Source organism: Arthrobacter sp. SLBN-53 (assembly GCF_006715585.1).
In the GTDB taxonomy this organism is placed as follows: Bacteria; Actinomycetota; Actinomycetes; order Mycobacteriales; family Mycobacteriaceae; genus Mycobacterium; species Mycobacterium neoaurum_A.
In genome coordinates this window covers 1751290-1777238 of the sequence record NZ_VFNN01000001.1, presented here as the reverse complement: position 1 = coordinate 1777238, position 25949 = coordinate 1751290, and the positions used below count along the sequence as shown (strand labels likewise).

The window sequence follows — 25949 nt, the reverse complement described above, 5'->3', positions numbered from 1 at the left end:
TCAGTAGGACCGGGGCAGACCCAGCGAGGTCTGCGCGACGAAGTTGAGGATCATCTCCCGGCTGACCGGCGCGATACGCGCCAGTCGGGAGGCGGTCAGCACCGAGGCGATGCCGTACTCCTTGGTCAGTCCGTTTCCGCCGAGGGACTGCACGGCCTGATCGACCGCGCGTACCGATGCCTCACCGGCGGCGTACTTGGCCATGTTCGCCGACTCGGCGGCACCGAAATCGTCGCCGCTGTCATAGAGCGCCGCGGCCTTCTGCATCATCAGCTTCGCGAGTTCGATCTCGATGTGGTTCTGGGCCAACGGATGTGCGATGCCCTGGTGCGCGCCGATCGGGGTCTTCCACACCTGGCGGGTCTTGACGTACTCGGTGGCCTTGTTGATCGCGAAACGACCCATCCCGACCGCACTGGCCGCGCCCATGATGCGCTCGGGGTTGAGACCGGCGAACAGCTGCGCGATGGCGGCATCCTCGGAGCCGACGAGCGCGTCGGCGGGCAGACGCACCTCGTCGAGGAAGACCTGGAACTGGTATTCCGGGCTCAGGATCTCCATGTCGATCTTGGTCCAGGACAGGCCGGGGGTGTCGGTCGGCACCACGAACAGGGCGGGTTTCAGGTTGCCGGTCTTGTGGTCCTCGGTGCGGCCGACCACCAGGATGGCCTGGGCCTGATCGACGCCGGAGATGTACACCTTCTGACCCGAGAGGATCCAGTCGCTGCCGTCACGGCGGGCGGTGGTGGTGATCTTGTGGCTGTTGGAACCGGCGTCGGGTTCGGTGATGGCGAAGGCCATGGTGATCGACCCGTCGGCGATACCGGTGACCCAGTGCTTCTTCTGTTCTTCGGTACCGAACTTACTGATGATCGTGCCGTTGATGGCGGGGGAGACCACCATCATCAACAGCGGACAACCGCCCGCCGACATCTCCTCCATCACCATCGACAGCTCGTACATGCCTGCCCCACCGCCGCCGTACTCTTCGGGAAGGTTGACCCCGATGAAGCCCAGTTTGCCTGCCTCGGACCACAGTTCGTCGGTGTGCTGGCCGGCCCGCGCCTTCTCCAGGTAGTAGTCCTGGCCGTAGTTGGCGGCCATCGCAGCGACGGCCTTGCGCAGCGCCTGCTGCTCCTCGGTTTCGATGAAGCCGGTCATGACTGTTCTCCTTCTATTCGGGCCAGCACCGTGCCGACCTCGACCTGCTGGCCTGCCTGTACGTTCAATTCGGCGAGCACACCGTCGCTCGGTGCGGCGATCGTGTGCTCCATCTTCATGGCCTCTAGCCAGATCAACGGCTGCCCGGCGGTCACGGCATCACCGGCCGCCGCACCGACGCGGACCACCGAGCCCGGCATCGGTGCCAGCAGCGATCCGTGTGCCACCGCCGAGTCCGGATCGGGGAATCGGGGGACGCTGGTGAGCCGGACGGCACCGCGCGGCGAATCGACGAAAACCGCTGTGCCGTAACGCGCCACCGTGAAGGACTCTTCGACGCCGTTGACCGACAACACCACTCGCCCAGGGCTGGTGGACACCACCGTGACATCATCGCCGTCGGGCACCTCGACACCGTCGCGTCCGATCCGATAGCGGACCAGGTGCTCCCGGTCGTCGGCATCGCGGAAGGCGCGCGTCTGATACCCGGAGAACAGGTTGCGCCATCCGCTCGGCGCGGGTCCGAATGCCGTTGCCGTGGCACGGTTGTGCGCGGCGTCGGCGAGCGCGGCGGCCAGCGCCGACGGCGCGGTGATGTCCTGGGCCGCTGCCAATCGGTCGAGGCCGTGGGTGTCGAAGAACGCGGTGTCGGTGTCCCCGGTAAGGAATGCCGGGTGTCGCAACACGTTGACCAGCAGGTCACGGTTGGTACCGGGGCCGTGGACGACGGCGCGGGCCAACGCCTCGGCGAGTGCGGCGGCGGCCCGCTCTCGGGTATCGGCGAACGAGATCACCTTGGCCAGCATCGGGTCGTAGAACACCGAGATGACCGATCCGTCGACCACGCCGGAGTCCAGCCGAACCCCGGTGCGGCCGAGGGTGCCGAATTCGGTGCGGGCGGCCGGGACGGCGAACCGGTGCAGCGTTCCGGCCTGTGGTTGCCAGTCCTTGGCCGGGTCCTCGGCGTAGAGCCGCGCCTCGATCGAGTGTCCACGGGTGGCAGGCGGGCGGTCATCGAGGCGGATGCCGTCGGCGACGTCGATCTGCAGTGCCACCAGGTCCAGGCCGGTGGTCTCCTCGGTGACCGGGTGCTCCACCTGCAGGCGGGTGTTCATCTCCAGGAAGTAGAAGTCGCCATCGGCCCCCGGATCAGAGCTGGCCATGAACTCGACGGTTCCCGCACCGGTGTAGCCGATCGCCTCGGCGGCCAAGCGGGCGGCTTCGAAGAGCCTGTCGCGCATGCCCGGAGTCCGTTCCACCAGGGGCGATGGTGCCTCTTCGATGACCTTCTGATGCCTGCGCTGGATGGAGCACTCGCGTTCCCCGACCGCCCACACGGTGCCGTGCCGGTCGGCCATCACCTGTACCTCGATGTGGTGACCGGCGGCCAGGTAGCGCTCGCAAAAGACGGTCGGATCCCCGAACGCCGACTGCGCCTCGCGCTGCGCCGCGGCGACCTCGGCGGGCAGGTCGGACAGCTCCCGGACCACCCGCATACCGCGGCCGCCACCACCGGCGGACGCCTTGATCAGAACGGGCAACTGGTCGGCGGTGACGGTGTCCGGATCCAGTTCGGCCAGCACCGGCACGCCCGCCGCGGCCATCAGCTTCTTGGCCTCGATCTTGGAGCCCATGGCCTGCACGGCGGCCACCGGCGGCCCGATCCAGGTCAGACCGGCGTCGGCCACCGCGGCCGCGAAATCGGGGTTCTCCGAGAGGAACCCGTAACCGGGATGTACCGCGTCGGCGCCGGCGGCACGCGCCGCCGCGATGAGCTGGGCGCTGTCCAGATAGCCGTTGCGGCCCTCGAGCCGGACCCGGAAGTCGGCCTCGGCGACGTGCGGGGCGCCGGCGTCGGGATCGGTGTAGACCGCGACGGTGCCGATACCGAGACGACGGCAGGTGCTGAACACCCGGCGGGCGATCTCACCACGGTTGGCGACGAGAACTCTGCTGATCATCGAACTCCCTCCGCGATTTGGGCGCGCTGACGCTCGCTGAGCGAACGTGAGCGCGCCGAAATCGCAGTCACATCCTGAAGACGCCGAAGTTCGACGTCCCCTCGATCGGTCCACTGGCGATGGCGGACAGGCACATTCCCAGCACGGTGCGGGTATCGCGCGGGTCGATCACACCGTCGTCATAGAGGCGCCCGGACAGGAACATCGGCAGCGACTCGGCCTCGATCTGCGCCTCGACCGCCGCGCGCAGTGCGGCATCGGCGGCCTCGTCGACCTGCTGACCGCGGGCCTCGGCGGCGGCCCGACTGACAATCGAGAGCACCCCGGCGAGCTGGGTTCCGCCCATCACCGCGGACTTGGAACTCGGCCAGGCGAACAGGAAGCGGGGATCATAGGCGCGCCCGCACATGCCGTAATGGCCCGCGCCGTAGGAGGCGCCGATCAGCAGGGAGATGTGCGGCACCGTCGAATTGGAGACGGCGTTGATCATCATCGATCCGTGCTTGATCATCCCGCCCTCCTCGTACGCCCTGCCCACCATGTAGCCGGTGGTGTTGTGCAGGAACAGCAGCGGGGTGTCGGATCGGTTGGCCAACTGGATGAACTGGGTTGCCTTCTGGGATTCCTCGGAGAACAGCACGCCGCGGGCGTTGGCCAGGATGCCGACCGGGTAGCCGTAGAGCGTCGCCCACCCGGTGACCAGTGACGACCCGTACAGCGGCTTGAACTCGTCGAAGTCCGAACCGTCGACGATGCGGGCGATCACATCACGCGGGTCGAAGGGGATGCGCAGGTCGGCGCCGACGATGCCGAGCAGTTCCTCGGCGTCGTACTCGGGTTCGCGCACCGGTAGAGGTGGGGGGCCCTGCTTGCGCCAGTTCAGCCGCGCGACGATGCGCCTTCCGATCCGGATGGCGTCCAGCTCGTCGTTGGCCAGATAATCGCCCAGACCCGATGTGCGCGCGTGCATCTCGGCTCCGCCGAGGGATTCGTCATCGGATTCCTCGCCGGTGGCCATCTTGACCAGCGGCGGGCCGGCCAGGAACACCTTGGAGCGGTCCCGGATCATCACCACGTGATCGGACATGCCGGGGACGTAGGCGCCGCCGGCGGTGGAGTTGCCGAACACCAGCGCGACGGTCGGGATGCCGGCCGCCGAGAGCCGGGTCAGGTCACGGAACATCTGCCCGCCCGGGATGAAGATCTCCTTCTGGGTGGGCAGGTCCGCGCCGCCGGACTCGACGAGCGAGATCACCGGTAGCCGGTTCTGGATCGCGATCTGATTGGCGCGCAGGATCTTCTTCAGCGTCCAGGGATTGCTGGTGCCGCCCTTGACCGTCGGATCGTTGGCGACGATCAGGCATTCGACGCCTTCGACGGCCCCGATACCCGTGACGACGCTGGCGCCGACGGTGAAATCGCTGCCCCAGGCGGCCAACGGGCTCAGCTCAAGGAATGGGGAGTCGGGGTCGACCAGCAGTTCGACGCGTTCCCGCGCGGTGAGTTTGCCGCGGGCATGGTGACGGTCGACGTACTTGGGGCCGCCGCCGGCGAGGCTGCGCTCGTGTTCTGCGGCCAGTTCGGTCAGCTTGGTCACCATCGCGTCGGCGGCCTCGGTGTAGGCCGACGAGCGTGGGTCCAGGGTCGACTTCAGGCGGGTCATTGGAATCCCAGCGTCTTGGCGGCCAGCGAGGTCAGGATCTCGGTGGTGCCGCCGCCGATGCCGATGATGCGCATATCGCGGTATTGGCGTTCCACCTCCGATTCGGCCATATAGCCCATCCCGCCGAACAATTGGACGGCCTGATTGGCCACCCACTCGCCGGCCTCCACGGCGGTGTTCTTGGCGAAGCACACCTCGGTGATCAGATTGGCCTCACCGGCCATCTCGCGCTCGACCAGCTGGTGCGTGTAGACCCGTGCCACGTCGATCCGGCGGGCCATGTCGGCCAGCGTGTTCTGCACGGCCTGCCGGGAGATCAGCGGCCGCCCGAACGTCTCGCGGTCCCGGCACCACTGCACCGTCAGGTCCAGGCAGCGCTGCGCACTGGCGTAGGCCTGCGCGGCGAGACCGACGCGCTCACTGACGAACGCGCCGGCGATCTGAGGGAACCCGCTGTTCTCGGCGCCGACCAGATTCTCGGCGGGTACCCGCACGTCGGTGTAGGACAGTTCGGCGGTGTCACTGGACCGCCAGCCCATCTTCTCCAGCTTGCGGCTGACCACGAAGCCCTCGGACTCCTTGTCGACCACCAGCAGCGACACCCCCGCCGCGCCCGGGCCGCCGGTACGCACCGCGGTCACCACATAGTCGGCGCGGACACCGGAGGTGATGTAGGTCTTGGCGCCGTTGACGATGAACGCCCCGTTTCCTGCGCCGTCCCGGACCGCTTTCGTCGTCAGATGCCCGACATCGGAGCCGCCGCCGGGTTCGGTGATGGCCAGCGACCCGATGAGCTCGCCGCGCAGGGTGGGGCGCACATAGGTGTCGATGAGGCGCTGGTCGCCCGAGGCGATCATGTGCGGTACCGAGATGCCACAGGTGAACAGCGAGGCGAACACGCCGCCGGGGACGCCGGCCTGATGCAGTTCCTCACAGATGATCACGGCGTCGGCGCTGTCACCACCCCCGCCGCCCACCGATTCCGGGTAGGGGGCGCCGAGCAGTCCCGCGGCACCTGCCGCCAGGTGCAGTTCGCGGGGCAGTTCGCCGGCGCGTTCCCATTCGTCGACATGCGGCAGGATCTCGCGCTCGGCGAACGCCCGCACCGTCTTTCGCAGGTCCTCGCGTTCGGGCGCATTCCAGATGCTCGTCCTCATCACTGGGCGCTCCCTCGCTCGTGCCTCGCGCGCATCACAACAGCCTTTCCGGGATGTCGACATATCGGGATCTCAGCCATTCGCCGAGACCCTTGGCCTGGGGATCGAACCGTGCCTGGTAGGCGACGCCTCGGCCGAGGATGTCCTCGATGACGAAGTTGACGGCGCGCAGATTGGGCAGCAGATGCCGGGTGACCGGCAGGGCGTAAGTTTCGGGTAGCAGCTCGCGTAACGCATCGACGGTCAGAAAGTGCGCCAGCCAGGCCCAGGCCTCGTCGGTGTGCACCCAGATGCCGACATTCGCCGATCCGCCCTTGTCGCCGCTGCGCGCTCCGGCGATGCGGCCCAACGGTATTCGCACCGTCGGGCCCCCGTCCGGCGGGTCCGGCAGGACTGGTTGCTCCACCGGTGTCAGCTCGCGGGTGTCGGCCGCCGGCGCGATGTCGACGCGGGTGCCGTCGCCGTGCACCGCGATGTGGGGGACCGCACCGGCTGCGACGTATCCGGGGGTGAACAATCCGTACACCTGACCGTCGCCGGGGGGAGCGGTCGCGGTGAAGCCCGGATAGCTGGACAGCGCGAGTTCGACTCCTGCGGAAGAGAATTGGCGGCCGACCACGGCCGGGTCGGGGTCGCGGACCACGCAGTGCAGCAGGGCGCTGGCGGTCTCCTCGGTGTCGGCATCGGCATGGTCGGTGCGCGCCAGCGTCCACTCCAGTTCGGCCGGGCGGGTTGTCAAGGCGTCTTCGAGCTGACGGCGCACCAGTGCGGCCTTGGCCTCGATGTCCAGGCCGGTGAGCACGAACGTCGTCGCGTTGCGGAACCCGCCGATGCTGTTGAGCGACACCTTCAGCGTCGGCGGCGGGGCCTCGCCGCGCACACCGCAGACCCGCACCCGGTCGGGCCCGTCCTGCTGCAGCGTCACCGAATCCATGCGCAACGTGACGTCGGGGTTGGCGTACCGCGCCCCGGTGATCTCGTAGAGCAGTTGGGCGGTGACGGTGCCGGTGTCGACCAGTCCGCCCGTGCCGGGATGTTTGGTGATGATCGACGAGCCGTCGGCACCGATCTCAGCGATGGGGAAGCCCGGGTGGTCGAGATCGGGCGGGAAGAAGGCGTAGTTGCCACCGGTGGCCTGGGTGCCGCATTCGATGATGTGGCCCGCGGCGACGGCACCGGCCAGCGCGTCGTAGTCGGTGGGTGACCAGCCGAAGTGGGCGGCGGCCGGGCCGACGATGACGGAGGCATCGGTGACCCGGCCCGTCACGACGATGTCGGCACCGGCGTTCAGGCATTCGACGATGCCCCAGGCCCCCAGGTACGCGTTGGCCGAAAGGGGAGACCCGAACCCGAGTTCGTCGGCGCGCGCCACCAGATCGTCACCCTCGACGTGCGCGACGTCGACGGTGAGTCCGAGCCGGCCGGCGAGCTCACGGACGGCGGCCGCCAGGCCCGCCGGGTTGAGTCCGCCGGCGTTGGCGACGATCTTCACCCCGCGGTCCATCGCCAGCCCGAGGTTGTTCTCCAGCTGGCGGAGGAAGGTCTTGGCGTAACCCAGATCGGCGTTGCGGGCACGGTCGCGGGCCAGGATGAGCATGGTGAGTTCGGCGAGGTAGTCGCCGGTCAGGTAGTCGAGTTCGCCGCCCACGAGCATCTCGCCCATGGCCGACATCCGGTCCCCGTAGAAGCCCGAGCAGTTGCCGATCCGTACCGCTTCCGAGGCCACCCACACTCCCATCGAATTCCGACCAACCGGTCAGTAGGTTAACCGGTACCGACGGTATCGCGTCAAGGGGTTGGGCGGGATCCGTCGCCGCGGTCCAGTCTTGCCCAGCGGGGGCCGCGCGTTCGGCGGTTTGGAGGCATCCGGCGGTGCGGGCTATTCTGTGGTGCACATTGCCGTCGCTGTTTACTGCGCGGCGGAAACCCCGCAAGAGGAGATCTCGATCATGGCTGTGCCCAAGCGCCGGATGTCGCGCTCGAACACCCGTAGCCGCCGCGCGCAGTGGAAGGCCGAGGCTACCGGCCTGGTCACCGTGTCCGTCGCCGGCCAGCAGCGCAAGGTGCCGCGTCGCCTGCTCAAGGCCGCGCGCCTGGGCCTGGTCGACCTCGACCGTAAGTAGGTCGGCGCGCCTCTCAGGTCGCTCTCAGATGGAGGGATGACACTGTGGCTGTGCGCATTCTTGTCGTCGACGATGACCGCGCTGTGCGTGAATCACTGCGCCGGTCGCTGTCGTTCAATGGTTACGCCGTAGATCTCGCCCAGGACGGTGTCGAGGCCCTCGAGGCCATTTCCAGCGATCGCCCCGACGCTGTTGTTCTCGATGTCATGATGCCGAGGCTCGACGGCCTCGAGGTATGCAGACATCTACGCAGCACCGGTGACGATATGCCGATCCTCGTGCTGACCGCTCGCGACTCGGTGTCCGAGCGGGTGGCCGGACTCGATGCCGGGGCCGACGACTACCTGCCCAAACCGTTCGCGCTCGAGGAGCTGCTGGCCCGGATGCGTGCGCTGCTGCGCCGCCGCGCCACCCCCGAGGAGACCGCCGACAACCGGGCGCTGACCTTCTCCGATCTGAGCCTGGACCCGGTGACCCGCGAGGTCACCCGGGGGGACCGGTCGATCAGCCTGACCCGCACCGAGTTCTCGCTGCTGGAGATGCTCATCGCCAATCCCCGGCGGGTGCTCACCCGCAGCCGGATCCTGGAAGAGGTCTGGGGCTTCGACTTCCCGACCTCGGGCAACGCCCTTGAGGTCTATGTCGGCTACCTGCGCCGCAAGACCGAGGCCGAGGGCGAGCCGCGGCTGATCCACACCGTGCGCGGTGTCGGGTACGTGCTGCGCGAAACCCCGCCGTGAGGCTGCGGCTGCGCCGGCCGAAGGGCCGGGATTCCGGGCAGTCCACGCAGCGGCGCTACAGCCGCAATGTCAGCACCGTCTCGTTGCGCTGGCGGGTGATGCTGCTGGCGATGTCGATGGTGGCCATGGTCGTCGTGCTGATGGCCGTCGCCGTGTATGCCGTGGTGTCGCGATCGGTCTACGACGATATCGACACCCAGTTGCACAGCCGCGCCCAGCTGCTCATCGAAAGCGGCTCGCTGGCCGCCGATCCGGGCAAGGCGATCGAGGGCACCGCCTACTCCGACGTGAACGCGATGCTGGTGAGCCCCGGCCGCTACATCTACACCGCCAACCAGCAGGGTCAGACGCTGCCGCTCGGTGCTCCCGAGAAGGCCGTCGTCCAAGGTGAGCTGCTGATGTCGCTGCGCACCACCAACAACCAGCGGGTTCTTGCGGTGCACCTGGCCGACGGAAACTCGTTGCTGATCTCCAAGAGCCTGGCGGCCACGATCGCCCTACTGAATCGGCTGGGCACGGCGCTGGCGATCATCGGTGCCTCGGGCATGGCGGTCGCCGCCATCGCCGGTGGCATGGTGGCCCGCGCCGGACTTCGCCCGGTGGCCCGGCTGACCAGGGCGGCCGAGCGGGTGGCGCGCACCGATGACCTTCGTCCGATCCCGGTGGTCGGCACCGACGAACTGGCCCGATTGACCCATTCGTTCAACATGATGCTGCGGGCACTGGCCGAATCCCGGGAGCGCCAGGCGCGATTGGTCACCGACGCCGGCCACGAGCTGCGCACGCCGTTGACCTCGCTGCGCACCAATGTCGAGCTGCTCATGGCGGCCATGGCGCCCGGGGCGCCGCGCTTACCCGACGGTGAGATGGCCGAACTGCAGGCCGATGTGATCGCCCAGATCGAGGAGCTGTCCACTCTGGTGGGCGATCTCGTCGACCTGACCCGCGACGATGCCGGCGTGACGGTGCGGGAGAAGGTGGATCTGCCCGACGTCGTGGACCGCGCATTGGAGCGAGTCAGGCGGCGCCGCAACGATATCGAGTTCGACGTGCAATTGATCGACTGGCAGGTCGACGGCGATCCCGCGGGACTCTCGCGGGCGGTACTCAACGTGCTCGACAACGCCGCCAAATGGAGCCCGACCGACGGCCGGGTGGTGGTGCGGCTGTGGCAGCGCGACGCGGTGCATGCCGAACTGGCCATCACCGACTTCGGCCCGGGCATCCCGCCGCACGAGCGGGACCTGGTCTTCGAGCGGTTCTATCGGTCCACGTCGGCGCGCGCGATGCCGGGATCGGGGCTGGGGCTGGCCATCGTCAAACAGGTGGTTCTCAAGCACGGCGGCACGATCGGTGTCGAAGAGGCGGTCCCCGGAGGTGACCCGACGGGGACCACGGTCAGGATCGTGCTTCCGGGCCGGCGGGTGCTGCCCGACGGTGACGACGCCGTCGGTGCGATGGCGCCTGCGGCGACACGCGGGGACTGATCGTGGACCGTGCCGCCGCCGCGACCCACAATTGACGGCGCGGGCGATCCGCGGGGGAATTCTGTGCGAATTCATAGGGGACCACCGGGTACTTCTCTAAGTGGATTCTCAGCCCAGTTCGGCACTGTGAGCGTGCGTAACGCGTTGTACGAAGTAACTGATCCGCTGAGTAGAGAGAGCGACCAGACCTATGACGAACCACCCGAGGTACACCCCGCCTCCGTCCCAAGCGGGTAGCGGCCCGAGTGGATACGAGTCCGGTTACGAGGGGCGGGCCACCGGATACGCCGGTGGCTACACACAGCCCTATGACTGGCGTTACGCACGGCAAGCCCATCCGCAGCAGTCGCAACAGCACGGCCAGCAGCAGCACGGCCAGCAGCCGCGCCCGCAGTACGACCCGTACCGGCCCGCCCAGGCACCGGGTGCCGGTGGCCAGAAGCGCTCACGCACAGGCGGTCTGCTCGCCGGTGCGCTCGCGATCGCGGTGGTGTCCGCCGGTATCGGCGGTGGCGTCGCGGTGCTGGCCACGCCCGATCGGCCGGCCACCAGCTTCTCCAGCAGCAGCGGAGCGACCCCGGGCCAGCCCGCGGCCAGCGTTCCGGCCGGATCGGTCGAGCAGGTCGCGGCCAAGGTGGTGCCCAGCGTGGTCAAACTGGAGACGAATCTGGGCCGGGCCTCCGAGGAGGGATCGGGCATCATCCTGTCCAGCGACGGGCTGATCCTGACCAACAACCATGTCGTGGCCACCGGTGACGCACCGGGCGGACGGGCAGAGACCAAGGTGACCTTCGCCGACGGCCGCACCGCGCCGTTCCGGGTGGTCGGCACCGACCCCAGCAGCGATATCGCCGTGGTCCGGGCCGAGGGTGTCTCGGACCTGACGCCGATCACGCTCGGCTCGTCCTCGGACCTGCGCGTCGGACAGGACGTCGTCGCGATCGGTTCGCCGCTCGGTCTGGAGGGCACGGTGACCGTCGGTATCGTCAGTGCGCTCAACCGCCCGGTTGCCGCCGGTGGTGACAGCAAAAACCAGAACACCGTGCTCGACGCCATCCAGACCGATGCCGCCATCAACCCCGGTAACTCCGGCGGCGCGCTGGTCAACATGAACGGCGAGCTGGTCGGCGTGAACTCGGCGATCGCCACGCTCGGTAGCTCCTCGGGCGGCTCGCAGAGCGGTTCGATCGGGCTGGGCTTTGCCATCCCGGTGGACCAGGCCAAGCGCATCGCCGATGAGCTGGTGCAGAACGGCACCGCCTCGCATGCCTCGCTGGGTGTGCAGGTGGGCAACGACGCATCCGTCGACGGCGCCAAGATCGTCGAGGTGACCCAGGGTGGGGCGGCCGCCGCGGCCGGACTGCCCAGCGGTGTGGTGGTGACCAAGGTCGACGGTCGGGTGATCAACAGTGCCGATGCGCTGGTGGCCGCCGTGCGGTCCAAGGCCCCCGGCACCAAGGTGACCTTGACCTTCGATGGTCCCGGCGGGTCACAGACGATGGACGTGACCCTGGGCAAGGCCGACAAGTGACCAACGAGATCGACCTTGCTCCGGCAATGGTGACCGAGCTGGCGGCCACCTTGTCTGCGTCGCTGTCGTCGGCCGGATATACGGTGACAGGCATGGAGAAACCAGGGGACATGGTCGGCCGCGCGCTCGTCGTCGTCGTCGACGATCGCACGGCACACGGGGATGAGGAAGACCACAGCGGACCGCTGGTCACCGAGCTGTTGGCGGAGAGCGGGTTCCTGGTCGACGGTGTCGTGGTGGTCTCCGCCGACGAGGTGGAGATCCGCAACGCACTCAACACCGCGGTGATCGGGGGTGTCGACCTGGTCATCTCGGTCGGCGGCACCGGGGTCAGTCCGCGTGATGTGACCCCGGAGGCCACGGTGGACCTGCTGGACCGCGAGCTGCTGGGCATCTCGGAGGCGTTGCGGGCATCGGGCCTGTCGGCGGGCATCGTCGACGCGGGGGTCTCGCGCGGGCTGGCCGGTATCTCGGGCAGCACGCTGGTGGTCAACATCGCCGGTTCGCGGGCCGCGGTTCGCGATGGCATGGCGACGCTCTCACCGCTCGCGGTACAGGTCATCGGTCAGCTCTCCCGGTTGGACATCTGACGCTCGCGTGGATGGTCGCAGGGGGTAATCATGCAGGTGGGCGCATTCTTTTCGAGTCCGGAAGGTTACGGTCAGGTGAACAGAATTCCCGGCCAAAAAGTGATGTTGGTCACAACGGGTGTCCGACTGTGAGCGGCCCGCAACGGGCTCCGAGGGATGTAGTTAACGTTGTCTTCGGAGAGGAACTTCCGAGCACGACGCGCGATGAGCGTGACAGCGATCAGCGCGAGGACTACACCGACCGTGATCGGTGGCTCCGCGACAACGTGCCGCCGCACCACGGCTGAGCAGTACTTTCGCCTCGAACGGCTGGAATCGTCCTGATTCCAGCCGTTCTTGGTATTCACCCCCGGGTGCGGAGCAACATAGGCCGCGCTATGTTGCCGCGTCCTTCCCGCCGCCCAAGATGCAGGTGATCCGCAACGCCAGCAAACTCCTCGGCCCGTTCGCGCGCCGTCCGATCGGTTGTACGTACGCGTTGCCGGGTGGATGCCACACCGTTATGTTGCTCTGGTCAACGATGAGCAATCCGTAAGAACTAAATGTGAAGTTTCTAATTCCGGTCACATGAAGCTCTTGCGGGGTGTGAAGTTCCGGCTTAGGGCCGGGGTGGCACATCAACAACACGGTGGACAAAACCGTCGGCACAGCTTAGGGAGAACATGAAGACAATCAGTCGGGTGTTTCTCGCGATGATCGCGGCGATCGCGGCGATGTTCGTGAGCACTGGCACCTCGAACGCAGGCCTGGACAACGAGCTCAGCCTCGTCGACGGCAAGGATCGCACCCTCACGATCCAGCAGTGGGACACCTTCCTCAACGGTGTGTTCCCCCTCGACCGCAACCGCCTGACCCGTGAGTGGTTCCACTCCGGCAAGGCCAAGTACATGGTCGCCGGCCCGGGTGCCGAGGACTTCGAGGGTGTCCTGGAGCTGGGCTACCAGGTTGGCTTCCCGTGGTCGCTGGGTGTCGGTATCAACTTCAGCTACACCACCCCCAACGTCGCCCTGAGCGGTGACCCCGGCTTCGGTGTCATCGGCATCGGTGGCCTGCCGCTCGTCGGTGAGATCGCGACCCCGCCGCTGCTGCCCGGTGCCTCGATCAGCGCCGACCTCGGCAACGGCCCGGGTATCCAGGAAGTCGCGACCTTCTCCACCGAGGTCGCCGGCCCCGAGGGTGCCGTCGCGGTGTCCAACGCTCACGGAACCGTCACCGGTGCCGCCGGTGGTGTGCTGCTCCGTCCGTTTGCTCGACTGGTCTCGAGCCTGGGCGACAGCGTCACCACCTACGGTGAACCGTGGAACATGAACTGACGTTCGTTCTCTCACGCTGACGATCGGCCCCCGGTGTATACCGGGGGCCGATCTTCATTTTCGACGACCAGCCGTTGCGGCCGGATCCGTCGCCTGGGCCGTGCGGCTGGTGAAATCGTTTTGGCGACTTGATGTTTCGGCATCCGCAGCGTTACACGCCAGCCGCATTCCCGCGCTGTGTTGGGTGCTTGTTCGGCAAGCGCGACGGGGGTTTGCCTGCTATTCTCTTATTGCAATTAACGGCTCGGGCCACAGTCCGTGCGTGTCTCGGAAATGGAAGGTGTTTCACTGATGGCCGAAGCCATTGATCGCGTCAAGAAGGCCGGAATCGTCGGCCTCGGTGCATTTGCCGCATCCTGCGCACTACTGACCTTCGGGGCAGGTACCGCTATCGCCGATGATGACACCGGGCCCGCCCCGACCGAGATCGGATCACAGGGCATCGTGTCCTCGCCGCAGTCGGCAGCCACCGCGGCGGCCAAGCGGTGCGAGACCAGCGCGGGCACCCTGAGCACCGCGTCGGTGTACGTGCCGGATGGCAACACCCCCAAGCAGACGGTCGACGAGAAGGGTCCTTCGGAGGTCGGCTCGAACGGCTGGATCTCGATCAACGTGAACCCTTCCAGCCCGTGGAACGCCTCGTTCTTCAACGGCGCCAACACCGGCCCGCAGTGCTCGCTGGTGCGTGCCCCCGGCGCCACCGGCCGCGGCCTGCAGTAGGTCGTCACCGCACTGACATAGAGAACCCCGCCTCGCCGGTTTCCGGCAAGGCGGGGTTCTCTGCATTCGCAGTACGACTCCAGACGCAAGAATGCCCGACCGGTATCCGGTCGGGCATTCTCCACGAGTGGGGCTTCGTCAGACGGTCGGCCTGGGCGAGTCGGGATCCAGGCGTTGTTCGGCCGTCGGCCCCGGGCGCTGGGCCAGCAGATCGCGGATCTCGGTCAGCAGCACCACCTCGGCCTCGACGGTCTCTTCCTTCTCTTTCCGGAACCTGCTGAACGGCAGCACGATCACGAAGTACACCACGGCGGCGATCAGGACGAAGTTGATGGTCGCCGACAACAGCACGTTCAGATCGATGGTCTGATTGCCGCCGATGGGGATGCGCAGGATGCCGTAATCGGAGTCGCCGCCGGCGCCGATCCGGTCGATCAGCGGTTGGATGATGCTGTCGGTGAACGCGGTGACCAATCCGGTGAACGCGGTACCGATGACGACCGCGGTCGAGAGGTCGATGATATTGCCGCGGAGCAGGAACTCCTTGAAACCCTTGAGCATGCGGGGACCCTTCCAGCAGTTCGTTGAGCCAGTTTCCGCAAACAGTATGGCAGTGCACGGTGCGGTGGTGGATCAGTGGAACGTCACGGTGAGGTGTCCGGTGAGCGCGGCACCGGCCACCGCCGTGGCGGCCTGGCGGGGCAACACCACCATGACGACGCGCTGTGTTCCCGGGGACGGTCCGTCGGCCTCGGCGGACACCATCGCGACCACGGCACGGGTGGCGATCAGCTCAGGTGGGGAGCCGGAGTCGGGTGCGGCCAGCACGTCGAGGATGTCACCGGGGCGGATCAGCTCGACCACGGCCGCGTCGGACAGCGGTATGGGCACGACCCGCGCGTCGGGACCGGCCGTGGCCTCGGTGAGGCGCGTGCCCAGCAGTCGGACGTCGGTGAGCACCTCACCGCGGCGCGCCGGTGCGGTCAGGTGCGCGCCGACGACATCACCGATATCGGTCTGCGCACCGTCGGGCACGGTGGCCGTCAGCCGGGACTCGACCGTCAGATCGCCGGCGGCCAGCGGGGAACCGGGTGCCAGATCGGCCGCGGCGATGACCACATCGATGCGCTCACCGGCTGGATCTGGGCGCAGGGCGAGCACCGCGGCCAAGACCACCAGCATCCCGGCCGCCGTGCGCCGTGCGGCGACGGTCCGCGTCCAGTCGGGCCGTAGCGCGGCGCGCATCCGCGTCAGGACCGTCGGATCGAGCGATTCCCCCATCCGGCCACGCTAAGACGGTGGGGCAGACGGCGGAAGAGCGCACCGGTGGGCCTGTGGATAACCCCTGCGGGATCAGCTGGAGGCGGCCGCCGGGGTAGACGAACTCGACGATGACGTGCTCGTGGACGACGTGCCCGACGGGGAGCTCGAGGACGAGCTCGAGGACGAACCGGAGTCCGACGAGCTGCTTGATGAGCTCTCGCTGCTGCTGCTCTTGGAGCTCGAGCTCGATGACTTGGACGAGTCGCGGCTGTCGGTGCGATAGAAGCCGCTGCCCTTGAAGACCACGCCGACCTTGCCGAACAGCTTGCGCAGCCGTCCGTTGCACTTCGGGCACGCGGTCAGCGCATCATCACTGAACGCCTGAACCACGTCGAACCGATTGTCACACTCGGTACACGCATAGGAATAGGTAGGCACGACAACCCTCCGAGACAGTAAAACTGATTGGCACTCTACCGGCCCAAGTGCCAAAACCGCTATGTGGCCCCGGTCATTCCCGATGACCCAACGGTATGAGTCCACCGCCGGGCGTCAGGGCGTGCGTCACGGGGACATCGTGCGATTCGGCGGGGATGGTGTCGAGCAGCTCGTCGTCACGCACTACCGCGACCAGTGCGGCCGTCGGGTCGGCAAGGTGTAGCGCCCGGTCATAGAAACCCGCGCCACGGCCCAGTCTGGTGCCGTCGCGGGCAACGGCGAGCGCGGGGACCACCACCAGGTCGGCCTGCGCGATCGTCTCGGGGGCGAGCCAGGGCGGTGCCGGTTCGCGGAGGCCGAACGGCGCAGGCACCAGCGCGTCGCGGTGGTACACGGCCCACTGCATCGGCTGCCCGGCACGGGCGATCGGCAGCAGGATGCGCAGGCCGGGCAGACCGTCGAGCAGTGGTACCGCATCGGCAGCGGCACCCGGTTCCGAACCGACCGGGATATAAGCGGCGATGGTCTCGACATCCGCGGTCAACTGCGCCATGTGCGTTTGCAGTGACCGTGTTTCGCGCTCACGGACCGCGGCAGGCAGTGCGCGGCGAGCCGCCGAGATCTGTCGTCGCAAGTCCGGTTTCGTCAGGATTGCCACCTTTGCGCCGACACCCTTCGCCTGAACCCCCGATGGGGATTAATGTGTCAACGATGACACAGGCAGAGGTACCGATTCCGCGGACGGCCGTCGTCCCGGCGGCTGGTCTGGGGACCCGTTTTCTTCCCGCCACGAAGACCGTCCCCAAGGAACTGTTGCCGGTGGTGGACACCCCGGGTATCGAGTTGGTGGCCGCCGAGGCCGCCGAGGCCGGCGGTGAGCGACTGATCATCGTGACCTCCGAAGGCAAAGACGGTGTCGTCGCGCACTTCGTCGAGGACCTCATCCTGGAGGGCACGCTGGAGGCCCGCGGCAAGCACGTGATGTTGGAGAAGGTGCGCCGCGCACCGGCACTGATCAAGGTCGAGGCCGTCGTGCAGGCCGAGCCGTTGGGCCTCGGCCACGCCGTCGGTTGTGTCGAGGAGGTGCTGCTGCCCGACGAGGACGCCATCGCGGTGCTGCTGCCCGATGACCTGGTGTTGCCGACCGGTGTGCTGGAGACCATGTCGAAGGTCCGCGCCAAGCGCGGCGGCTCGGTGCTGTGCGCCATCGAGGTGCCCGGCGACGAGATCAGCGCCTACGGCGTCTTCGATGTCGAGGTGGTACCCGATGCGGCGAACCCCAATGTGCTCAAGGTCAAGGGGATGGTCGAGAAGCCCAAGGCCGAGGACGCGCCCTCGCCCTATGCCGCGGCGGGCCGCTACGTGTTGGACCGCGCCATCTTCGATGCGTTGCGGCGCGTCGACCGCGGCGTCGGCGGGGAGATACAGCTCACCGATGCCATCCAGTTGTTGATCGACGAGGGGCATCCGGTGCACGTGGTGGTGCACCGCGGCTCCCGACACGACTTGGGAAATCCCGGCGGGTACCTCAAGGCTGCGGTTGACTTTGCGCTAGAACGCGACGACTACGGACCGGAGCTGCGGCGCTGGTTGGTCGAGCGATTGGGCCTGGCCGGAAACTGACGACGCAAGGCGGGTCTTCGAAGAGGAGAAAGGCATGCAGTGCGTTCGGTTGAGGAGCAGCAGGCTCGAGTAGCGGCCGCTGCGGTGGCTCCGCGGCCGGTGCGCGTCGCCATCGCCGAATCCCAGGGGCTGATGTGTGCCGAGGAGGTCGTCACCGAACGACCCCTTCCGGGGTTCGACCAGGCCGCCATCGACGGCTACGCCGTGCGCAGTGTCGATGTGCTGTCGGTCGGCGGTACCGATGACGACGGCCTGAACCGTGAGGTCAGTCTTCCGGTGGTCGGCGAGATCGAGGCGGGTGCGCGGACCCCGAGTCGGCTGCAGCCGCGCCAGGCTGCGCGGGTGCAGACCGGTGCGCCGATGCCGACGCTGGCCGATGCGGTGTTGCCGCTGCGCTGGACCGACGGCGGGCAGTCCCGGGTGCGGGTGCTGCGCGGTGTCCGCTCCGGGGCGTATGTGCGGCGCACCGGTGATGATGTGCAGCCCGGCGATGTCGCGGTGCGGGCGGGCACCATCATCGGCCCGGCCCAGGTGGGTCTGCTGGCCGCCGTCGGACGCGACAAGGTGATGGTCCATCCGCGGCCCCGGATGACGGTGCTGTCGGTCGGCGGTGAGCTGGTCGACGTATCGCGCACGCCGGGCAACGGCCAGGTCTACGACGTGAACTCCTATGCGCTGGCCGCGGCCGGCCGCGATGCCGGCGCCGAGGTGAACCGGGTCGGCATCGTCGACACCGATCCGGCGGCCCTGCGTGAGGTGGTCGAGGGGCAGATCAGCCGATCCGAGGTGGTCGTGATCGCCGGCGCGGTCGGGGGAGCGGCGGCCGAATCGGTGCGGGCGGTGCTCGCCGAACTGGGCGAGATGGAGGTCGCACGCATCGCGATGCATCCCGGTTCGGTCCAGGGTTTCGGGCAGCTGGGTCGCGACGGGGTGCCGGTGTTCCTGCTGCCGGCCAATCCGGTGAGCGCGCTGGTGGTCTTCGAGGTGATGGTGCGCCCGCTGATCCGGATGTCGCTGGGCAAGCGGCAGCCGCTGCGTCGGGTGATCCAGGCGCGGACATTGGCGCCGATATCTTCGGTCGCCGGGCGCAAGGGTTATCTGCGCGGCCAGCTGATGCGCGATCAGGACACCGGCGAGTATCTGGTGCAGGCCCTCGGCGGCGCGCCCGGCGCGTCGTCACATCTGCTGGCCACCCTGGCCGAGGCGAACTGTCTGGTGATCGTGCCCAGTGAGGCCGAGCAGATTCGTACCGGCGAGGTCGTCGACGTCGCCTTCCTGGCGCAACGCGGGTAAGCGCGTGAATCGCTGGCGCACCAGCCCCGCTCATCCTGGCTGGCCGGTGCCGGTGGGTCCGCTGCGTGTGCCTGCCGGGGTGGTGACACTGCGGCCGGTGCGATTGCGCGACGGCGCCCAATGGAGCCGATTGCGGTTGGCCGAGCGTGCCCATCTCGAGCCGTGGGAGCCCAGCTCGGAGGTGAGTTGGGAAGCGCGCCATACCATTTCGTCGTGGCCCGCGGTGTGTTCGGGTCTGCGCGGTGAGGCCCGGAGGGGTCGGATGTTGCCGTTCGTCATCGAGTTGGACGGTCAGTTCGCCGGGCAGCTCACGATCGGAAACGTCACGCACGGCGCGTTGCGCTCGGCATGGATCGGTTACTGGGTGACCAAACAGTCCAATGGCGCGGGTGTGGCGACCGCGGCGCTGGCGCTCGGCCTGGACCATGCATTCGGGCCGGTCATGTTGCACCGGGTGGAGGCCACCGTGCGGCCGGAGAACGCGGCCAGCCGGGCGGTGCTGGCGAAGGCGGGATTCCGCGAGGAGGGGCTGCTCAAGCGCTACCTCGACGTGGACGGTGCGTGGCGCGATCACCTGCTGGTGGCGCTGACCATCGAAGAGGTCCAGGGTTCGGTGGCCGCAACCCTGGTGCGCGCCGGCCGGGCCAGCTGGACCTGACCGGTAAAACGCGCGCAACTGGGGGTCGTGGAGCTCCCGCTGCGCCGAGAATTCGCGACTCGGAGACGACAATTGTTACTGATGTGACTTAAGTGACTAATGGTGCTTGTATCTGGTGAATTACAGGTGTGTAATTGACCTCGGCGCGCCGCACATGGATGCGCAGGTCACCGACCTAGCCTGATGGGGAAAGGAGCAGGCGACATGCCAAGCATCCCCCAATCTCTGTTGTGGATCTCCCTCGTCGTTCTCTGGCTTTTCGTGCTGGTGCCGATGTTGGTGAGCAAACGCGACAATGTCCGGCGCACCAGTGACGTCGCCCTGGCGACTCGGGTGCTCAACTCGGGACGCAATGCGCGCCTGCGCAGGCCGCGAGCCAGCGCCGGGCACCACAGCGACCCGGACTGGAAACCCGCCGCCGACGATGAGTTCGACGCCGACCTGGAGGCCGAGCTCGACGAGCAGACCGGACAGCGCAAGCGCGCCGTCGTGCTCGCCGCGGCCGCCGAGGAGCCCGCCGAATCGCCGTATCTGGATGTCGACGTCGTCGACGAGGACTCCGGTGCGCTGCCCATGGGCTCCCTGCGTGTCGAGGATCCCGAGGCGCCGGTGACCGAGGAACTGACCCTCGACTTCGACGGCGCCGAGGCAAAGGCCGAACCGACCGTCGAGCGCGCCACCGAGGAAGCTGCCGAGGAATCGGCGTCCGAGGACCCCGGTGCCGACGACTACGAGTACGTCGAGGACACCGCGGGCCTTGAGGTCGAGGACGACGATGTCGCCGGCGACCCGGAGCTGGCCGAATCGATGGCCAGCGCCCGCCGCAACCGCTACGAATCCAAGACGGCGCAGGCCGTCAGCGCCCGCAAGTACACCTTCCGCAAGCGGATGCTGCTGGGCATGTCGGTGACGCTGATGATCTCGACGGTGCTGGCCCTGGTGGCCTCACCCAGCCTGTGGTGGCTGGCCGGCGTGGCCGGTGCGGTCACCGTGCTGTACCTGGCATACCTGCGGCGTCAGACGCGTATCGAGGAGCAGCTGCGCCGCCGCCGCGCCCAGCGGATGATGCGGTCCCGCCTGGGTGTCGAGAACACCGAGGACGGCGAATTCGACGTGGTGCCCGCACGCCTGCGCCGCCCCGGGGCGGCCGTGCTGGACATCGATGACGAGGATCCGATCTTCGAGCATCTGGACTACGCATCGTTCGCGCGGCATTACGATCTGCCGCGCGCGGCCGGTCAGTAGCAGCCGGTTTCGGTTGCCGAGGGTCTTCCTGGTAGCCTCCTAACCGGTCAAGGGGCTATAGCGCAGTTGGTAGCGCGTCTCGTTCGCATCGAGAAGGTCAGGGGTTCGATTCCCCTTAGCTCCACTTCAAGTCAGCTCCACTCCAGATGACGTTGTCCGGTGAGCGCATCCCTCACCGGCTCTATCCCGATCCGGGCCTGTCGATCAGAGACTCTTCCGCAAAGCCGCCGCAGCCGGAATGTGTGCCGCGATGGCGGGCAGATCGGCGTAGGTGGCGATACCCGGCCGGGCCGCACACACCGCCGGAATCGCATTGATCAACGGACCCGCGGTGATCCGCAGGCCGATGCTGCGCATCCGCTGCGGGGTGAGATCGGCGAGATCGGCGTCGGTGGGCATCAGATCGACCCGAACGTGCACGTTCGGGTCGCCGACCACCTCGATGCGGTATCCGTGCTCGACGGTCCACGGCGGGTCGAGTGCTTCGGTGGCGACCCAGCGCTGTGTAACCGTGAGGACCTCGCGACCGTCGACCACGCCGAACCACCGAACGTCCATGGCGCCGACGTGGCCCTTGGGCAGGGACACCCCGTCGGCGACCACGTCCTCGGTCGTGTGGGCGAAATCGACTGTGCAGTCGATGCTGTCGAGCTCGACGTTCGTGAGGCGCGCGAGGACGTCGACCGCCTCGGCGAACACGGCGGTGCCGCGGCGCACATCCTCGACGTGGCCCGGATCGTCCTTGGGTCGACCCCAGCCCACCGCTTGGAAGTTGGCATCACCGATGAACTGGGCGACGTTGACCGACTCGGTCATCGACACCCGCCGCACGTCGGTCGACACCCCGCTGGAGATGGCGGCCACCAGCTGTGCGAAACCGGGATTCATGCCGCTGCCGAACAGCGTCGCTCCGCCGGCCCGGCCCGCGGCTTCGATATCGGCGCGCTCGTCGTCGCCGAGGTTGCGGCCGGTGAGGAACTCCGCGCTGGTGACGATGTTGACACCGGCGCGCAGGATCCGCTGTACCTCCGCGGGATTGAAGTGCAGCGGGTTGTAGACGATGCAGTCCGGCCGCGCATCGAGCAGCGCGTCGACGTCATCGGTGGCCCGGACACCGATGACGTCGACGAGGCCGCACAACTGCCCCACATCCACCCGGACCTTCTCGGGGGAGTGGGCGAAGGCGCCCACCAGCTGCAGATCGGGTCGGGCGAGAACCGCGCGCACCGCTTCGGCGGCGACGTTGCCGGTTGTCCATTGCACGACGCGCAGAACGGCTTTGGCGTGTGGCATCGTCCTAGGCCCTCCTCAAGATCCGGTGCTGTTAGAGCTTGAACCGGCCGGCGAAGCCACGCAGCGGGAGGTCGGCGCTGGTGATGATGCCGGGTTCGGCCGCGACCACGGACTTGATGGAGTGCAGCGCCGGCATGCCGGTGACCGTCATGCCGATGGAGGCGAAGTTGTCCGGGTTGGACAGGTCGACACCGGGCTTGGGGAAGATCATGTGCTTGTTGTAGATGTTCGGGTCGCCCTTGATCTGAGTGATGTAGCAGCCCTTGATATCCCAGCTGGGGTCGGTGTGCGGGGTCATCTGCCATTCCAGGTGGGTCTCGACCCGCGGCACGCCGTCGACCGTGCCGACGTACTTGATGTAACTGCCGCCGAGGGAGCCCTTGGGTAGCTGGTACCAGCCCAGGTCGACGTCCTTGGTGCACGCGCCCAGCTCGTATTCGAACTTCACCTCGTCGAGCTGAAGTCCGAAACAGTCGGCCATCATGTACACCGAGTCGGCGAACACCTCGGTGTACTTGCGCAGCTTGTCCGGGATCGAGGGATCGTCGACCGGTTGCCCATAGCCGACCTCGATCCAGGTGTCCTTCGAGTGATGGCACGACACGTCGACGGACTCGATGGTGGTGACGTTCTCGATCTCGGCGACGTCGGCCGAGCACACCACGCCGAGAATCTGGTTCACGCCAGGATTCATGCCGGTGCCATAGAACGTCGCACCGCCCTTCTCGCAGGCCTCCTGGAGCAGCTGGCTGACGGGCTTACCGGAGTGGTGCGGGTGATTGGTGTCGCGGTGGAACCCGGTGATCCAGTCGGCGGTGGTGACGATGTTGATCCCCGCCTCAAGGACTTTGACGTACAGATCCTCATCGGGGAACACGCCGTGGAAGGTCAGCACATCGGGCTTGGCGGCGATGATCTCCTCGACGGTGCCGGTGGCGATCACGCCGTTGGGCGCAATCCCGGCCAGCTCACCGGCATCCTTGCCGATCTTGTCCGGCGAATAGCAGTGCACACCGATGAGTTCGAGATCCGGCTGATCGGCGATCCGCTTGATCATCTCGGAGCCGACGTTGCCGGTCGCGACCTGGAAAACCTTGATTGCCATCGAAAACCTTTCTGGGTCAGTTCGTTCGGTCAGTGGGTGGCTCGGGCAGCCAGGTCGGCGGCACTGCCACCCTTGCCATCCGGGTAGAACTTCAGCGCCCAGTTACGGATCGCGGTGAATCCTTCGAGTTCTGAACTGGCCAGCGCGGGCGGATCGGAATAGCGCTGATGGGACCAGATGTGGATGTCCTGGCGGAACTGTCGGATGACTTCGGCGCCGAACTCCTCGGCCTTCACACGGGCACGCTCCGGGTTGCGAACCTGCGCTTTCGGTCGTCCGATGTAGACCATGAACCGGATGTCGGAGGTGCGCTCGTCGACCGGGGTGATGGCCGAGATGGTGCGGTTGTCGATCATTCCCCAACTCTTGGTCACCGCGATGCCCAGGCCACCGTTGATCGCCTCGACGCCGCTGTTGATGTCCTCGATCCGCTGCCCGTCATCACCCTCGAAGGTGATGGTGAAATCGACGTAGGACACCGGGTCGTCGAAGTCGTGTCGGGTGAAGATGGGATTGATGGGCGTGCCGTGTACGTACTTGAAATGGGCGAAATCCACGCCGTTTTCCAACACGTACTGCGGATGCATCTCGCGGCCCGGCTCGAATAGTCGCTGCTGCGGGTAGTAGTCGGCTTCGCTGCTGTCATCACCGAAACTGGCGAACACGTCGGGGGCGTCGAAGAACGGTTCGCGGTCCTCGATGTCGTGCCAGATGTAGATCGATGCGTTGCGCTCGGTCACCGGGTAGGTCTTGATGCGACGCCCGCGGTTCGGCCGGTTCTCGTAGGGGATGCAGACGTTGCGGCCCTGCTGATTCCACTGCCATCCGTGAAAGGGACATTGCAGCACTTCACCGTGAACCGTGCCGCCGTATCCGAGGTGCGCGCCCAGATGCTCGCAGTAGGCGTCCATCACGGTGACCTGACCCGACTCGGAGCGCCAGGCGATCAACTCCTGATCGAAGTACTTCATGGCGTGGACATCGCCGACGCCCACCTCGTCGGACCAGGCGACCTGGAACCAGCCGGTGGGCTTCATGGAAAGGGGCGGCTTGGCCATGCTGGGAAGCATAGAATAATCAATGAAAGTTGCATAGTGCCCTTTATGATTTTCGGTGATAGGCGATATCCTCGGGTGATGACCGATACGGCCGAGGCCTCGATACCGGCGCGACGCCCGAATCGGCGTGGCCAGGCGACGCGGGAAAACATGTTGGAGGCCGCGTTGAAGGCGCTGGCCTCGGGTGACCCCGCATCGGTATCGGCCAACCGGATAGCCAAGGACATCGGCGCGACGTGGGGCGCCGTGCAGTACCAATTCGGCGACGCCGACGGCTTCTGGGCGGCCGTGCTGCATCGCACGGCACAACGCCGAGCCGATGTGTTCGCATCGTTCGGCGCGGACCCGGTGTTGAGCAACCGCGTCGCCAACATCATCGACACGCTCTTCGCGGGTCTGGACGCACCGGATTCGCGGGCCATCGAGAACTTGCGCGCGGCGTTGCCGCGCGACCATGCCGAGCTGGAGCGGCTGTATCCGAGGACCGCGGCCGAGCTGTACTCATGGGGCCAGTCGTGGCTGGAGATCTGCCGCAACGCATTTGAAGACCTCGGTGCCGACCCGGAACGCGTGCGCGAGGTCGCCACGCTGATCCCGGGAGCGATGCGCGGTCTGGTCTCGGAACGCCAGCTCGGTTCCTACTCCGACCTGGATCTTGCGCGGCGCGGGCTGACCAACGCCCTGGTGGCCTACCTGGAAGCTGAAGGCTGAGGGGCCCTAACCCATTCCCAGGATCGCGCGCAGCGACGCGTCGGGCTCCATCGCCGAGAGGACGCTGTAAGCGGTGACCAGCAGTCCGGCCGCCGCATTCAGAGAGGTCAGGCTCAGCAGCGCCGTATACATCCGCACGGCGCGCCGGTCGCGGCCACGTGCGGTGGTGCGCCGGAGCCACGACGTCACCGCACCCGCCGCGGACAGTGCCGCCAGCGCTGCGGTGCCCACCGCCAGCACCCAGTGATACCGACTCACCTGCTCCAGCAGTTCGGTCACTGGGGGACTGTCGGCCAGCGCGTCGGCGGGCAGCGCGCCCGGCGGTATCCACGGCAACAGCGCGACCAGCGGGACGGCAGTGGCCTGGATATTGATGGTCAGTAGCCAGCCGGCCAGGATGGCCAGCGTTCCTGCGATATTGGCGGCGAACCCGTAGGACGCGGTGCCTCGGCCCGACCCGCTCAGGTAGCGCGTCCACCATGCGCCAGCCAGGATCGCGAAGGACATCACCAGCGCGATGCTGATCCCGATCTTGATGGCGTGCCACTGGAACCAATAGTCGGAAAGCCGAGCCAGCTCCGGTGGGAGGGTGGCCGTGGATGAACTGAGAAACCGTGTCAGTGCCGAGGTCACCGCGTCGGGCATCCCGTCGACATCCGCATACTCGGGAAACGACCGGTGCAACAGTACGGCGGGTCCTCGGACGAATGCGGCCACCAGGAGCGCGCCGGTCCCTGCGCTCAGCGCAACGGTCCACCGGGAACGCCACGCCGATCGAGCGGAGAGTGTGAGCACGCGGGCAACTCTGCTGTGCGG

General features: G+C 67.3%; 25 protein-coding genes, 1 tRNA gene and 1 pseudogene. 14 read left to right on the top strand and 13 right to left on the bottom strand.

The genetic code is table 11. The features are described from left to right. The 5 genes from FBY28_RS08435 to FBY28_RS08415 all read right to left on the bottom strand — a co-directional run bounded on the left by FBY28_RS08435 (window position 1) and on the right by FBY28_RS08415 (window position 7668). The gene (locus tag FBY28_RS08435) at window positions 1–1161 is read right to left on the bottom strand and encodes an acyl-CoA dehydrogenase family protein (RefSeq protein WP_141865852.1); all 1161 of its coding nucleotides are present in this window, start codon (window positions 1159–1161) and stop codon (window positions 1–3) included. Next, complete coding sequence (locus FBY28_RS08430) at window positions 1158–3122, bottom strand: ATP-binding protein (RefSeq protein ID WP_141865850.1); 1965 nt, start codon at window positions 3120–3122, stop codon at window positions 1158–1160. Before FBY28_RS08430 ends, FBY28_RS08435 begins: the two co-directional genes overlap by 4 nt. 67 nt (window positions 3123–3189) lie before the next feature. Next, on the bottom strand, window positions 3190–4785 hold the full coding sequence (locus tag FBY28_RS08425) for an acyl-CoA carboxylase subunit beta (RefSeq protein WP_141865849.1): 1596 nt from the start codon (window positions 4783–4785) through the stop codon (window positions 3190–3192). Continuing rightward, window positions 4782–5942 carry an acyl-CoA dehydrogenase family protein gene (locus FBY28_RS08420; protein ID WP_141865847.1) on the bottom strand — a complete coding sequence of 387 codons (1161 nt, stop codon included), beginning with the start codon at window positions 5940–5942 and terminating at the stop codon, window positions 4782–4784. Before FBY28_RS08420 ends, FBY28_RS08425 begins: the two co-directional genes overlap by 4 nt. 34 nt (window positions 5943–5976) lie before the next feature. Continuing rightward, window positions 5977–7668 carry an acyclic terpene utilization AtuA family protein gene (locus FBY28_RS08415; protein ID WP_141865845.1) on the bottom strand — a complete coding sequence of 564 codons (1692 nt, stop codon included), beginning with the start codon at window positions 7666–7668 and terminating at the stop codon, window positions 5977–5979. 223 nt (window positions 7669–7891) lie between these two features. On the opposite strand from FBY28_RS08415, the gene rpmF reads away from it, so the two are divergent. The 7 genes from rpmF (at window position 7892) to FBY28_RS08380 (ending at window position 14446) form a co-directional block, all read left to right on the top strand. After that, window positions 7892–8065, top strand: coding sequence for a 50S ribosomal protein L32 (gene rpmF / locus FBY28_RS08410; protein ID WP_023986216.1), 174 nt, complete (start codon window positions 7892–7894; stop codon window positions 8063–8065). A gap of 44 nt (window positions 8066–8109) precedes the next feature. Next, window positions 8110–8805: a response regulator transcription factor gene (locus FBY28_RS08405; RefSeq protein ID WP_216847567.1), complete on the top strand. Its 696-nt coding sequence runs from the start codon at window positions 8110–8112 to the stop codon at window positions 8803–8805. Next, the gene (locus FBY28_RS08400; protein WP_286177865.1) at window positions 8802–10292 is read left to right on the top strand and encodes a HAMP domain-containing sensor histidine kinase; all 1491 of its coding nucleotides are present in this window, start codon (window positions 8802–8804) and stop codon (window positions 10290–10292) included. The genes FBY28_RS08405 and FBY28_RS08400 overlap by 4 nt, the downstream gene beginning before the upstream one ends. A gap of 190 nt (window positions 10293–10482) precedes the next feature. Next, complete coding sequence (locus FBY28_RS08395; RefSeq protein ID WP_141865841.1) at window positions 10483–11823, top strand: S1C family serine protease; 1341 nt, start codon at window positions 10483–10485, stop codon at window positions 11821–11823. Continuing rightward, window positions 11820–12413, top strand: coding sequence for a MogA/MoaB family molybdenum cofactor biosynthesis protein (locus FBY28_RS08390; RefSeq protein ID WP_216847566.1), 594 nt, complete (start codon window positions 11820–11822; stop codon window positions 12411–12413). Before FBY28_RS08395 ends, FBY28_RS08390 begins: the two co-directional genes overlap by 4 nt. Before the next feature lie 662 nt (window positions 12414–13075). After that, on the top strand, window positions 13076–13726 hold the full coding sequence (gene mspA / locus FBY28_RS08385; protein ID WP_141865839.1) for a porin MspA: 651 nt from the start codon (window positions 13076–13078) through the stop codon (window positions 13724–13726). A 291-nt stretch (window positions 13727–14017) separates the two neighbouring features. Further along, complete coding sequence (locus tag FBY28_RS08380) at window positions 14018–14446, top strand: hypothetical protein (RefSeq protein WP_141865837.1); 429 nt, start codon at window positions 14018–14020, stop codon at window positions 14444–14446. Window positions 14447–14584: 138 nt separating this feature from the next. On the opposite strand, the gene mscL is transcribed toward FBY28_RS08380, so the two are convergent. Next, window positions 14585–15007 (bottom strand): large-conductance mechanosensitive channel protein MscL, encoded by a 423-nt coding sequence (gene mscL / locus FBY28_RS08375; protein WP_141865835.1) that lies wholly within the window; start codon window positions 15005–15007, stop codon window positions 14585–14587. Window positions 15008–15079: 72 nt separating this feature from the next. Next, on the bottom strand, window positions 15080–15727 hold the full coding sequence (locus FBY28_RS08370; protein WP_019510424.1) for an SAF domain-containing protein: 648 nt from the start codon (window positions 15725–15727) through the stop codon (window positions 15080–15082). A gap of 121 nt (window positions 15728–15848) precedes the next feature. On the opposite strand from FBY28_RS08370, the gene FBY28_RS26390 reads away from it, so the two are divergent. After that, the gene (locus FBY28_RS26390; protein ID WP_353618562.1) at window positions 15849–15992 is read left to right on the top strand and encodes a hypothetical protein; all 144 of its coding nucleotides are present in this window, start codon (window positions 15849–15851) and stop codon (window positions 15990–15992) included. Window positions 15993–16006: 14 nt separating this feature from the next. Here FBY28_RS26390 and FBY28_RS26385 read toward each other — a convergent pair. Together FBY28_RS26385 and FBY28_RS08360 are read right to left on the bottom strand one after the other, a co-directional pair. After that, a pseudogene (locus tag FBY28_RS26385) lies at window positions 16007–16147 on the bottom strand (FmdB family zinc ribbon protein); the annotation flags it as partial. Between the two features lie 73 nt (window positions 16148–16220). Next, window positions 16221–16805, bottom strand: coding sequence for a 5-formyltetrahydrofolate cyclo-ligase (locus FBY28_RS08360; protein WP_141865833.1), 585 nt, complete (start codon window positions 16803–16805; stop codon window positions 16221–16223). A 53-nt stretch (window positions 16806–16858) separates the two neighbouring features. Here FBY28_RS08360 and FBY28_RS08355 point away from each other — a divergent pair, with 53 nt between their 5' ends. The 5 genes from FBY28_RS08355 to FBY28_RS08335 all read left to right on the top strand — a co-directional run bounded on the left by FBY28_RS08355 (window position 16859) and on the right by FBY28_RS08335 (window position 21090). Then, window positions 16859–17770 carry a UTP--glucose-1-phosphate uridylyltransferase gene (locus FBY28_RS08355; protein ID WP_141865831.1) on the top strand — a complete coding sequence of 304 codons (912 nt, stop codon included), beginning with the start codon at window positions 16859–16861 and terminating at the stop codon, window positions 17768–17770. A 39-nt stretch (window positions 17771–17809) separates the two neighbouring features. Next, complete coding sequence (glp, locus tag FBY28_RS08350) at window positions 17810–19063, top strand: molybdotransferase-like divisome protein Glp (RefSeq protein ID WP_023986213.1); 1254 nt, start codon at window positions 17810–17812, stop codon at window positions 19061–19063. Between the two features lie 4 nt (window positions 19064–19067). Further along, window positions 19068–19721 carry a GNAT family N-acetyltransferase gene (locus FBY28_RS08345; RefSeq protein WP_023986212.1) on the top strand — a complete coding sequence of 218 codons (654 nt, stop codon included), beginning with the start codon at window positions 19068–19070 and terminating at the stop codon, window positions 19719–19721. 204 nt (window positions 19722–19925) lie between these two features. Next, a complete protein-coding gene (gene sepX, locus FBY28_RS08340; RefSeq protein ID WP_141865829.1) occupies window positions 19926–20966 on the top strand; it encodes a divisome protein SepX/GlpR in 1041 nt (346 codons plus the stop codon). Window positions 20967–21017: 51 nt separating this feature from the next. Beyond that, window positions 21018–21090, top strand: a tRNA-Ala gene (locus tag FBY28_RS08335). A gap of 80 nt (window positions 21091–21170) precedes the next feature. Here FBY28_RS08335 and FBY28_RS08330 read toward each other — a convergent pair. From FBY28_RS08330 to FBY28_RS08320, 3 genes are read right to left on the bottom strand one after another with little or no spacing between them, the layout of a single operon-like run. After that, window positions 21171–22259, bottom strand: coding sequence for an NAD(P)H-dependent amine dehydrogenase family protein (locus FBY28_RS08330; RefSeq protein ID WP_141865827.1), 1089 nt, complete (start codon window positions 22257–22259; stop codon window positions 21171–21173). A 31-nt stretch (window positions 22260–22290) separates the two neighbouring features. Further along, the gene (locus FBY28_RS08325) at window positions 22291–23364 is read right to left on the bottom strand and encodes an NAD(P)H-dependent amine dehydrogenase family protein (RefSeq protein ID WP_141865825.1); all 1074 of its coding nucleotides are present in this window, start codon (window positions 23362–23364) and stop codon (window positions 22291–22293) included. Between the two features lie 29 nt (window positions 23365–23393). Continuing rightward, a complete protein-coding gene (locus tag FBY28_RS08320; protein ID WP_141865823.1) occupies window positions 23394–24422 on the bottom strand; it encodes a Rieske 2Fe-2S domain-containing protein in 1029 nt (342 codons plus the stop codon). Window positions 24423–24500: 78 nt separating this feature from the next. Here FBY28_RS08320 and FBY28_RS08315 point away from each other — a divergent pair, with 78 nt between their 5' ends. Further along, a complete protein-coding gene (locus tag FBY28_RS08315; RefSeq protein WP_141865821.1) occupies window positions 24501–25133 on the top strand; it encodes a TetR/AcrR family transcriptional regulator in 633 nt (210 codons plus the stop codon). 6 nt (window positions 25134–25139) lie between these two features. Here FBY28_RS08315 and FBY28_RS08310 read toward each other — a convergent pair whose 3' ends face one another. Further along, a complete protein-coding gene (locus tag FBY28_RS08310) occupies window positions 25140–25928 on the bottom strand; it encodes a hypothetical protein (RefSeq protein ID WP_141865819.1) in 789 nt (262 codons plus the stop codon). Window positions 25929–25949: the final 21 nt, after the last annotated feature.